A 370-nucleotide genomic window follows, 5' to 3' on the forward strand; every position below is an offset into this window, starting at 1 on the left:
TGTCGCCGCCTTCTTTAAACCCTTGTCTGAAAGACAAGGGTTTTTTTTGTTTATGGATTGAGTTCTGGGTTACATGGCGGTATCCTCAATAGGTATATGTTTTCTGGTATATCTATATTTTTTGTAGAATGAAAGCCTGCGTTATCTATGACTACAATTTTAAATTCTTTTGGTTTATATAATGAGAACTCTTTTAGGTAAGCTTCGAATAGTGTAGTGTCTACTCCATTTATCTCCCAGACAAAGGAGTCTGCGTTTATAGGAGAGTAACTACCGTATAAGTAGGTAGTCTCAAAGATATGTTGATAGGTAACTATTGGCTTTACTCCTGATGCAGTTAAGTACTTTCCTAAATGATTCATTAATCCAA

At 35.1% G+C, this 370-nt stretch carries 1 protein-coding gene; it reads right to left on the reverse strand.

Features of this window, described 5'->3' with window-relative positions; translation table 11 throughout:
• Window positions 1-50: 50 nt before the first annotated feature.
• On the reverse strand, window positions 51-370 hold a 320-nt coding region (locus Q0838_RS14265; RefSeq protein ID WP_366942065.1), incomplete at its 5' end, for a transposase.

This window comes from uncultured Nonlabens sp., assembly GCF_947495285.1.
Taxonomy (GTDB): Bacteria; Bacteroidota; Bacteroidia; order Flavobacteriales; family Flavobacteriaceae; genus Nonlabens.